This is a genomic window from uncultured Cytophaga sp., assembly GCF_937863595.1.
In the GTDB taxonomy this organism is placed as follows: Bacteria; Bacteroidota; Bacteroidia; order Cytophagales; family Cytophagaceae; genus Cytophaga.
In genome coordinates this window covers 42,205-52,598 of the sequence record NZ_CALMGQ010000145.1, presented here as the reverse complement: position 1 = coordinate 52,598, position 10,394 = coordinate 42,205, and the positions used below count along the sequence as shown (strand labels likewise).

Below are 10,394 nucleotides of genomic sequence, written 5' to 3'. Positions count from 1 at the left end.
ACCTGTAAAGTTAATATTTTATCAGTTACTCCCCAGCTTTTTTACCTGACCCTATTCTTCTAAATAAATTCCGAACTTAATAAAGGGCTGCATCTAATGCGCAGTTTATCATTCATTCAGCTATGTTATTAAAATTTGATCCATACGGAATATACTGTCCACAGGCAGATGTATACATTGATCCTTGGCGACCGGTAAAAAACGCCATCATAACCCATGCGCATGCCGATCATGCTAAATGGGGAAATCAACATTATTTAACCCATAAAAAAAGTGTACCAATTTTAAGACTTCGTTTGGGTCAGAATATAGACGTAGAAGGCATTGAGTATGGAGAAGAACGCGTGATGAATGGCGTTAAGATTAGTTTGCATCCTGCAGGTCACATTGTAGGTTCTGCACAAGTACGCTTAGAATACAAGGGCGAGATATGGGTTGCATCTGGGGATTATAAATTGCAACTCGATCATGTTTCCACTCCCTTTGAACCGATACGTTGTCATCATTTTGTAACCGAGTCTACTTTTGGGTTGCCTGTCTATCGGTTTCCTGATGCGGCTGAAACCCATGCAGACATCAATAGTTGGTGGAGTAAAAATAAAGAAGAAGGGAAAACAAGTATCATCATTGGCTATGCCTTGGGAAAAGCACAACGCATCATCAAACATTTGGATACCAACATTGGAGACATATATACGCACGGTGCGGTAGACAATTTGAATAAAATTTTAATCGAAGACGGCTTGGATTTACCGCCGACCACTCGAGTAGAAGGTGAAAAAAACAAAGCCTTGTTTAAAGGAAATATTGTTGTTGCTCCGCCTTCTGCTTTAGGAACCCCTTGGCTTAAACGCTTCGATTCCTATTCAGTTGGCATCTGCAGTGGATGGATGCAATTAAGAGGAACGCGCCGCCGCAAAAGTGCAGATAGAGGATTTGTGTTATCCGATCACGCAGATTGGGATGGTTTAAATACAGCCATAAAAGAAACGGGCGCAGAAAATGTATATGTAACCCATGGCTATAAATCGGTGTTTGCAAAATGGCTGCGCGAAGAATTAAAAATAAATGCGGTTGAAGTAGATACCTTATATGAAGGAGAATCTTTAAACGAAACAGAAGGAAAAGACAAGGACGACGAAACACAGGTACACAATGAAGAAGTTCGCTGATTTATTTTCCGACTTGGATCAAACCACAAAGACTAATGCAAAAGTAGATGCATTGGTTGAATATTTTAATACAGCCAATGAGGATGATGCCATATGGGCAGTGGCTTTACTCACCGGAAGGAAACCGAAACGGACGGTAAAAACGGCTGAGTTAAAAACGTGGGCGATTGAACTATCGGGTGTCAGCGATTGGATTTTTGAAGAGTCGTATCATGTAGTGGGAGATTTAGCGGAAACCATCACCTTACTGTTACCGAAATCCGAATCGTTTACAGAATACGGTTTGAGTGCCATGATGGCCTTATTAAAATCGTTAAGTACAAAAACGGAAGAGGAACGCAAACACATCATTCAAGAAATTTGGATGCAGTTAAATACGGAAGAGCGGTTTGTATTCAATAAATTAATAACGGGAAGTTTCCGCGTGGGTGTTTCACAACAATTGGTGATTAAAGCCTTAGCAAAAAATTTCTCCGTACCTGAAAGCAGTGTAGCCTATCAGTTAATGGGCAACTGGACCGCAGAAGATACAAGCTTGCAACATTTATTATTCAATACAAGCATTGAAGAAGATGCGTCCAAACCGTACCCATTTTATTTGGCCTATCAATTAGATATACCCATGGAAGCATTGGGCACGATTGCAGATTGGCAAATAGAATATAAATTTGATGGCATACGCGGACAAATCATTGTGCGTAAAAATGAATTGTTTGTTTGGTCTAGAGGCGAAGAATTGATGACGGATAAATTTCCGGAATTTGAAATATTAAAGCTGGCCTTGCCCGATGGCACGGTGATCGATGGAGAAATCCTTCCCTTTGATGGTGAAGAACCCATGCCGTTCCACATCATGCAAACGCGCATCGGTAGAAAAAACCTTTCTAAAAAAAGTTTAGCAGATGCACCCTTGGCAATGATGTGTTATGACTTATTGGAATATGAAGGTGTAGACATACGCGCCTTGCCTATGTTTGAGCGTAGAGCAAAGCTCGAAGAGTTATTAAGACAGATTGCAGAAAAAAATCCGGCAGCAAAAGAGGTGTTAAAATTATCGAAGGTCTTTCCGTGTACGCATGTGGATGAAATGGTTCAGCTGCGCAATGTATCGCGCGATCACCTATGCGAAGGCTTGATGTTGAAGCACAAAGATAGTTTATATGAATCGGGACGAAGAAAAGGCAAATGGTGGAAATGGAAAATTGATCCCTTAACGGTAGATGGTGTGTTGTTGTATGCACAAAAAGGACATGGCAGAAGAGCAGATTTATATACCGACTACACTTTTGCCGTTTGGAACGGAGAAGAATTGGTCCCATTTACAAAAGCCTATTCCGGATTAAAAGATAAAGAATTGGTAGAAGTAGACCGATGGATAAAAAAGAACACGCTTGAAAAATTTGGTCCGGTGCGCAGTGTCACACCCGGACTTGTTTTTGAAATTGCCTTTGAAGGCATCAATCCATCGCCAAGACATAAATCGGGAGTAGCCTTGCGCTTCCCTCGTATTGCGCGCTGGCGTAAAGATAAGGCAATTCAGGATGCAAACACCAAACAAGATTTATTGGATTTGATTCAACAACTCAATAATAAAGTATGACGAAAAAAGACATACTTGCTTGGTTTAAGAATCAAAAATGGAAACCATATGCGTTTCAATTAGAAACCTGGGAAGCGCTGTTGGCGGGTTATTCAGGATTGGTAAATGCACCAACCGGAACAGGCAAAACCTATTCTGTTTGGTTTGGAATACTATTGGATTACATGCAACGCAATCCAAATTACAAAACAAAAAAGAAACCCGGCTTGCAAGCCATTTGGATTACACCCATTCGTGCACTCGGAAAAGAAATTCAATATGCAACGTCCAGATCGTGTAGTGATTTAGAGATACCTTTTGAAGTGGCTATACGCAGTGGTGATACAACCACGGCACAAAAAACGAAACAGAAAAAAAACATGCCGCAGCTTTTGGTAACCACACCAGAAAGTTTGCATTTACTACTTGCACAAAAAGGATACGACGAAGTATTTAAAAATATCTCTACTGTTGTGGTAGATGAGTGGCATGAATTGATCGGCTCCAAACGAGGCGTTCAAATTGAACTGGCCTTATCGAGATTAAAAGGTTTGAAGCCAGATTTAAAAATCTGGGGAATCTCTGCAACCATTGGCAATTTAGAGGAAGCAAAAGATGTGTTGTTGGGAAACTATGCAAGTCCAACAAAAATGATTCGCGCAGAACTTCCGAAGCGCCTTGAGATCGAAACCATTTTTCCAGATGTAATTGAAAATTTTCCTTGGGCTGGTTTTATAGGTACGAAGTTATTACCGAAAGTAGTTCCGATCATTTATAGCAGTCAGTCGGTTTTAATATTTACCAATACCCGTTCGCAGTCCGAGATTTGGTACAGACAATTATTAGAAGTAGCGCCAGACTTAGCAGGTTTGATAGCATTGCATCACGGCTCCTTAGACCAGAAGACACGAGCTTGGGTAGAAGACAATTTACACGCAGGAAAATTGAAAGCCGTGATCTGTACCTCTAGTTTGGATTTAGGTGTAGATTTTTCTGCCGTGGATACTGTCATACAAGTGGGGAGTCCGAAAGGCGTAGCACGATTTATGCAACGCGCTGGTAGAAGCGGACACAGTCCGGGTGCATTGAGCAAAATTTATTTTGTGCCTACCAATTCCTTAGAAATTATTGAAGGCGCAGCGATGCGCGAATCTTTGAAGCGCAATGTCGTTGAAAGCCGTATTCCCTATGTGCGTAGTTTTGATGTATTGATTCAGTATTTGGTTACGCTTGCATTATCCAACGGATTCAAGGCGGAAGAAATATATAATGAAATCAAACAAACGTTTTGTTATGCAAGTGTTACACCAGAGGAGTTTGCTTGGTGTTTGGATTTTATTACCAAAGGCGGAAATGCCTTAGATGCTTACGATGAATTTCATAAAGTCGTGATAGAAGAAGGCATCTATACCGTAACGAGTAGAGCAGTAGCAACACGGCATCGCTTATCGATGGGAACCATTGTGAGTTATACGGCTATGCAAGTAAAGTTTATGAGTGGCAAACGCATCGGAAGCATTGAAGAAAATTTTATTTCAAAATTAAAACCAGGCGATGTCTTTTGGTTTTCGGGAAACAATTTGGAAATCGTACACATCCATCACATGGATGTATTGGTGCGTAAAAGTAAAGCAAAAAAAGGCTTGATACCGAGTTGGCAAGGAGGAAGGATGCCATTGTCTTCCCAACTATCCGAAATGATTCGATATAAAATAGATCATTTTTTTGATACCGATCAGGCAGAAGAGGAAGAGTTAATAAAATTAAAAGCGCTGTTTGAATTGCAGGCAAGCCGATCCCACTTACCATCCAATAAAGAATTTCTGATTGAGTCTATTCAAACGCGCGAAGGCTATCATGTATTTATGTATCCCTTTGAAGGACGCTTTGTACATGAAGGTATGGCGGCAATTGTTGCGCGAAAAATTTCTGAAATTAAACCCATGACGTTTTCAATAGCGATGAACGATTATGGATTTGAATTATTATCAGATCAAGAAATTCCGATTGAAGAAGCCTTAGAATTGGATTTGTTTGGCATTGAAAATTTAGAAAAAGAAATACAGTTGAGTGTCAATTCCACAGAAATGGCGCGTCGTCGGTTCCGAGAAATAGCATCAATCGCAGGATTGGTTTTTCAAGGCTTTCCTGGAAAGTCGATGAAATCAAAACACCTACAAGCCAATGCGGAATTGTTTTTTAAAGTATTTGAACAATACGACCCAACGAATTTATTGTTGCGACAAGCCTATGACGAAGTGTTGGATTTTCAATTGGAAATAGCACGGATGCAAAAAGCGTATACCCGTATCAATCAACAAAAACTTGTTTTAGTAAAACTGAAGAAACCAACCCCATTTGCTTTTCCGATTTTAGTGGATCGCATGCGCGGAAAGTATACCAATGAAACACTTGAAGACCGGTTGTTTAAAATGAAGACACAGTTAGAGAAAGAATAATGGAAATACCCGTGTTCCACATCGATAACAATACATTTGAAATCCTTCCGCAGAAAGCACTTTTTTGGAAAGAGAAACAAACGCTAATTCTTTCGGATCTGCATTTGGGTAAGGCCTCGCATTTTAGAAAGAACGGCATGGCGATACCAATAGAATCTGGTTTGGAGGACTTAATTCAATTAGATCATTTATTGGAAATGTATCACCCGAAACGATTATTGATTTTAGGTGATTTGTTTCACAGCGCATACAATCAAGAGTGGGAATATTTTGGATCCCTATTGAAGAAGCATCCGGATACGGAATGTATCTTGGTACGCGGTAATCACGATATTTTGCAGATGCACCACTACGAAAAATACAATGTGGTGGTATACAAAAACACCTTGAAGGAAGGTAATATTATTTTTGCCCACGATGTCATTGAAATAGCAGAACATGAGTTTATCATTACAGGTCACATACATCCAGGATTTGTATTGTTTGGTAAAGGCAGACAACGTTTAGCATTGCCCTGTTTTTATAAGAAAAAAAATAGTTTAATTCTGCCTGCCTTCGGTGGACTAACAGGTTTGGCACGTATGCCAAAAGATAAAGATGCAGAGATTTATGTATCGACGGGGGAAAGGGTGTTTCGGGTGTGAAGGAACGTAACTTACATACTTTTATAATTTTGAACGATTACATAAAATAGGAACCAATATAGTAGTCCATTTTTTATAAAGTACTAAAAATCAGATAGATCCAAAAAATAAAAGCCTACAATGTTATTCACATTGTAGGCTTTAGAAAAAATAGAAGAGGAAAAATTTAATTATTCACCGGAGTAATCTGCCTTAATTTGACGCGAATCAGGTTTTTTATATACCTGACTATCTCGAGTATTTTTTTGCACGGTAATAACTGCAAACAGAGATAACAAAAAAGAGAATGCATAAAAACCTTTTTCACTCGGCAGTAATTCTGCATTCCATAAACCAACGATAAGTAAAGCGATGGAAAGCAAACTCGAAAACCAAGCCAAACCGAAATAAATATCGGTTACAACAACGTCTTCAATACGGTCGCGAACTGCTTTTTGTAAAGACACTACGGAGAACAAGCCATACATCAATATAGTAAAGTAATATCCTTTTTCACTTAACAACATATCTGATCGCCATAAGCCGATTAAATATCCTACCATACCAGCTACGAGAGCTATCCATGATGCACCAATAAAAGCATTAGAAGGTTTCTGATTCATAATTTGATTTGGTTTATGCCCAAAAGTACATATAAAAATATAAGTAAAAAATTGATAATGAAAATGTTAACAATTGTTAATATAAAGGATACGAAGACAAAAATATTAGGAAATTTGCTAAATCTGGTATTTAAAAAATACTTCTTTGTTTCCATTTCTTAAATGGGTAATTTTTAAGTTCAAACCATCTAAACAATATTTTAATAATGGCAATTCTTGTAATTCTTATACCGATTGTTCTAATCATATTTTGGTTGGTAAGCATTTATAACTCATTGGTTGGTTTGCGCAACAGACGCGAGCAAGCGTTTTCGGATATTGATGTACAGTTGAAACAACGTAGCGATCTTGTTCCGCAGTTGGTAGAAACAGTAAAAGGATATGCAGGTCACGAAAGCAAAACGTTAACGGATGTTATTGCAGCGCGTAACAGTGTATTAAGTGCAAGTTCTATTGACGACAAAATTAAATCCGATAATCAACTGACTTCGGCCTTACAAGGCTTGCGCATTACGGTTGAAGCCTATCCAGATTTAAAAGCGAATCAAAACTTTTTGCAATTACAACAAGAGATTAGCGACATTGAAAACAAACTTGCCGCTGCACGTCGTTTCTTTAATGCTGCTACAAAAGAATACAATACCTCGGTAGAATCGTTTCCCAATAACATGATCGCGAAACGCTATAATTTTCAAAGAGAAACCATGTATGACGTGGGAGCAGAGAAAAGACAAATGATGGAAGAGCCACCTGTAATTAAATTTTAAATTCAGTTAACACGTGGAATACATCGGCATTCAAAAACAAATTAGAAGTAACAATAGAAAATCTATTGTACTTCTTTTTTTGTTTCCGCTTATACTTATTATACTGGGTTTAATCCTAACAGGTTCGCCTCAAGTAGCTTTTTTATTTCTGTGTGGGTCGGCAATTTGGTTTGTGTTTGCGTATTTTCAGCATACAAATATGATTGAAAGAGCAACTGCTTCTGAGCCCATGTCGCGCAGCCAACAACCTCGGGTCTACAACTTGCTTGAAAACATTTGTATTTCGCAAGGTATGCCAATGCCTAAATTAAATATCATTGACGACATGTCCTTAAATGCTTTTGCGAGCGGCATTAATGAAAACACATTCACAATTACTTTGTCAAGAGGAATCATAGAGAAATTGAATGATGAAGAGTTAGAAGGTGTACTAGCACATGAACTTTCGCACATTATAAACAGAGATGTTCGCTTGCTTATGATATCGATTGTGTTCGTGGGTATATTTTCTTTTATTGCTCAATCGGCACAGTATAGTCGATTTTTCTCTGGCAGAAGCAACGACGGCAAAAGTAATTTACCTGTAATCCTTATGGCAATTGGCGCATCGATTCTTGCATTTTTTATTGCACGTCTGTTACACTTTGCTATTTCGCGTAAGCGCGAATACTTGGCAGATGCGGGCGCAGCAGAAATAACAAAAAAGCCTTATGCACTGGCTTCCGCCTTGCGTAAAATCTCAGAAGACCCATATATTGAAGCAGTAACCCGAAAAGATGTGGCGCAGTTATTCATGCACAACCCACAAATAGCGGAAACGAGTTTCTTTGGAAATTTATTTTCTACGCACCCGCCTATTGAAAAGCGTATAGAATTGTTAGAGCAGTTTGTGTAGATTTTTATTTATCTCTATTTCAAATAGTTGTTTTTGAAAACACACTCTTTTCTTTTTTTGAGTGCATGCTCTACCAAGGTATAGCCATTATCAATCCTTTAAATTCCAATAATTTTTGTCTCCATAAGGGTTACAGTCTTGAATTCTATTGATTCATTCTTTTTTCATACAATAAAACCAATTTTAATACGACTATATCAATACATACACGTTTTGTGTTGTACCTTTAAAATTAGAATCTTTTTACATTCAAAATAGATAATGGAAAAAATTAAAAGTAAAAGCAAAGTAACACTTAGTCAGGTTTTTAAAACAATCATTTGGCCCCGAAGAAAAATTCTTTTTATAGGTTTGATATTAATCATCATCAGTAGATTGTCTAGTTTGGTGTTACCAGGCGCAAGTAAATACTTGTTGGATGATGTCGTTGCGCATAAAGACATGCACATGCTGTATACAATTTTGTGGGTAGTTGGTTTATCCATTACCGTAAATGCAGGTATTTCGTACTTGTTAACAAAGCTTCTCAGCGTGGAAGCGCAATTGTTGATTTCAAAATTACGGGTACAAGTGCAACGCAAAATATTGAGCTTGCCAATCAGTTATTTCGACAATAATAAATCGGGCGCTTTGGTATCTCGGATTATGACGGATGTTGAAGGTGTTCGAAATTTAATTGGTACAGGTTTGGTCCAATTAATTGGCGGAACAATTACGTCTGTTATTGCATTGGTCCTACTAATAAAGATCAATGCACTGATGACGGTATACGTATTGGTGCCCGTTGCCATTTTTGCCGTGATAGCGATGAAGGCATTTGGTTATGTCCGACCAATCTTTAAAATGCGTGGAATTATTAATGCAGAAGTTACAGGTAGATTAACAGAAACGTTAAATGGTGTGCGCATCATCAAAGGATTTAATGCGGAAGAACAAGAGAACAAGTCGTTTGAAACAGGAGTGCAGCGCTTGTTTGAAAATGTAAAACAAAGCTTAACATCTACTTCATTGATTGCGAGTGCTTCGTTGTTCTTATTGGGTATGGCAACCTTAGGGATTATGGGCATTGGTGGTTATTTGATGATTAATGGACAAATGACGAGCGGAGAGTTTTTGTCGTTCACAATGTATTTAGGCTTTATGATTGCACCCATTGTACAAATGAGTAACATTGGCAGTCAGCTTACGGAAGCATTTGCAGGTCTTGATCGTACCGAAGAAATTATGAACATGGATGCAGAAGAAGATAGCGTAAAAAGAACGATTGCATTAAATGAAATCAAAGGGGATATTAAATTTGATAATGTGTGTTTTGCTTATGTAGAAGGAAAAGAAGTATTAAACAATGTGAGTTTTGATGCACCAGCCGGAACAGTAACGGCATTGGTAGGAACATCAGGTTCGGGCAAGTCTACAATTGCAGGCTTGGTCGCAACGTTCTTAAATGCAGAATCAGGAAAAATCACCATCGATGGGATTGATTTATCAGAAGTTACCTTAAGCAGCTATCGTAGAAATTTGGGTGTGGTATTACAAGATGATTTTTTGTTTGAAGGAACGATCAGAGAAAATATTTTATTCCCGAGACCAGATGCTACGGAAGAGCAATTGTTGAACGCCGTGAAAGCAGGTTACGTGAATGAATTTACAGATCGTTTTGGTGAAGGCTTGGATACCTTAATTGGCGAGCGTGGTGTAAAATTATCAGGCGGGCAACGTCAGCGTATTGCCATTGCACGTGCAATCTTAGCAGATCCTAAAATTATTATTTTGGATGAAGCCACTTCTAATTTAGATACACAAAGCGAATCCTTGATACAACAAAGTTTGGCCGAATTAATGAAAGGCAGAACAACTTTTGTAATCGCACACAGATTGAGTACAATTAGAAAAGCCAATCAAATATTAGTAATTGAAAACGGAAAAATTGCGGAGCAAGGAAACCATACGGAACTGATTGCGAAGGAGGGAAGGTATTATGAATTGCATACCTACCAAGCGCGAATATAAGCGGAATGCTTAGGGCTAAATACCTAAATCCTAAGGCTAAAAATTTACGCCATGGTTGTGTCTTTTCGACCAACCATCTTAAAATCTATAGTGTGACTCGTCCTGAAAAAAGTTTATAGATTGATGTATAAAGCTGTCATTCGTTTACAGTTCAATACGGATAAATAATTAGTGTTGTAAAAACAGATCTTAAAAATAGCCCAAGATATTTATCTTGGGCTATTTTTAAGATCAATAAAGGTGGATGAATCGCGGATTAAGAATTA

Annotated in this window: 8 protein-coding genes; 7 read left to right on the top strand and 1 reads right to left on the bottom strand. The window is 38.3% G+C overall.

From position 1 onward, the window contains the following. Nucleotides 1-122 precede the first annotated feature (122 nt). From Q0543_RS12600 to pdeM, 4 genes are read left to right on the top strand one after another with little or no spacing between them, the layout of a single operon-like run. Nucleotides 123-1,172 (top strand): ligase-associated DNA damage response exonuclease, encoded by a 1,050-nt coding sequence (locus Q0543_RS12600; protein WP_299253567.1) that lies wholly within the window; start codon nt 123-125, stop codon nt 1,170-1,172. Beyond that, the gene (locus Q0543_RS12595; RefSeq protein ID WP_299253565.1) at nt 1,156-2,772 is read left to right on the top strand and encodes an ATP-dependent DNA ligase; all 1,617 of its coding nucleotides are present in this window, start codon (nt 1,156-1,158) and stop codon (nt 2,770-2,772) included. The genes Q0543_RS12600 and Q0543_RS12595 overlap by 17 nt, the downstream gene beginning before the upstream one ends. Beyond that, complete coding sequence (locus Q0543_RS12590; protein WP_299253562.1) at nt 2,769-5,210, top strand: ligase-associated DNA damage response DEXH box helicase; 2,442 nt, start codon at nt 2,769-2,771, stop codon at nt 5,208-5,210. Before Q0543_RS12595 ends, Q0543_RS12590 begins: the two co-directional genes overlap by 4 nt. Next, entirely contained in the window at nt 5,210-5,854 is a 645-nt protein-coding gene (pdeM, locus tag Q0543_RS12585) for a ligase-associated DNA damage response endonuclease PdeM (RefSeq protein WP_299253559.1), read from the top strand. Before Q0543_RS12590 ends, pdeM begins: the two co-directional genes overlap by 1 nt. Before the next feature lie 170 nt (nt 5,855-6,024). Here pdeM and yiaA read toward each other — a convergent pair whose 3' ends face one another. Continuing rightward, nucleotides 6,025-6,456 carry an inner membrane protein YiaA gene (yiaA, locus tag Q0543_RS12580; protein ID WP_299253557.1) on the bottom strand — a complete coding sequence of 144 codons (432 nt, stop codon included), beginning with the start codon at nt 6,454-6,456 and terminating at the stop codon, nt 6,025-6,027. A 206-nt stretch (nt 6,457-6,662) separates the two neighbouring features. Here yiaA and Q0543_RS12575 point away from each other — a divergent pair, with 206 nt between their 5' ends. From Q0543_RS12575 to Q0543_RS12565, 3 genes are all read left to right on the top strand, one after another. Further along, complete coding sequence (locus tag Q0543_RS12575; protein WP_299253554.1) at nt 6,663-7,223, top strand: LemA family protein; 561 nt, start codon at nt 6,663-6,665, stop codon at nt 7,221-7,223. Between the two features lie 13 nt (nt 7,224-7,236). Next, the gene (locus tag Q0543_RS12570) at nt 7,237-8,118 is read left to right on the top strand and encodes a M48 family metallopeptidase (RefSeq protein WP_299253551.1); all 882 of its coding nucleotides are present in this window, start codon (nt 7,237-7,239) and stop codon (nt 8,116-8,118) included. A gap of 261 nt (nt 8,119-8,379) precedes the next feature. Continuing rightward, on the top strand, nt 8,380-10,128 hold the full coding sequence (locus tag Q0543_RS12565; protein WP_299253548.1) for an ABC transporter ATP-binding protein: 1,749 nt from the start codon (nt 8,380-8,382) through the stop codon (nt 10,126-10,128). Nucleotides 10,129-10,394 lie beyond the last annotated feature (266 nt).

Bases quoted from the DNA above. Each gene is read 5' to 3' on its own strand.
- Q0543_RS12600 (WP_299253567.1), top strand. From the start codon at position 123: ATGTTATTAAAATTTGATCCATACGGAATATACTGTCCACAGGCAGAT.
- Q0543_RS12595 (WP_299253565.1), top strand. From the start codon at position 1,156: ATGAAGAAGTTCGCTGATTTATTTTCCGACTTGGATCAAACCACAAAG.
- Q0543_RS12590 (WP_299253562.1), top strand. From the start codon at position 2,769: ATGACGAAAAAAGACATACTTGCTTGGTTTAAGAATCAAAAATGGAAA.
- pdeM (WP_299253559.1), top strand. From the start codon at position 5,210: ATGGAAATACCCGTGTTCCACATCGATAACAATACATTTGAAATCCTT.
- yiaA (WP_299253557.1), bottom strand. From the start codon at position 6,456: ATGAATCAGAAACCTTCTAATGCTTTTATTGGTGCATCATGGATAGCT.
- Q0543_RS12575 (WP_299253554.1), top strand. From the start codon at position 6,663: ATGGCAATTCTTGTAATTCTTATACCGATTGTTCTAATCATATTTTGG.
- Q0543_RS12565 (WP_299253548.1), top strand. From the start codon at position 8,380: ATGGAAAAAATTAAAAGTAAAAGCAAAGTAACACTTAGTCAGGTTTTT.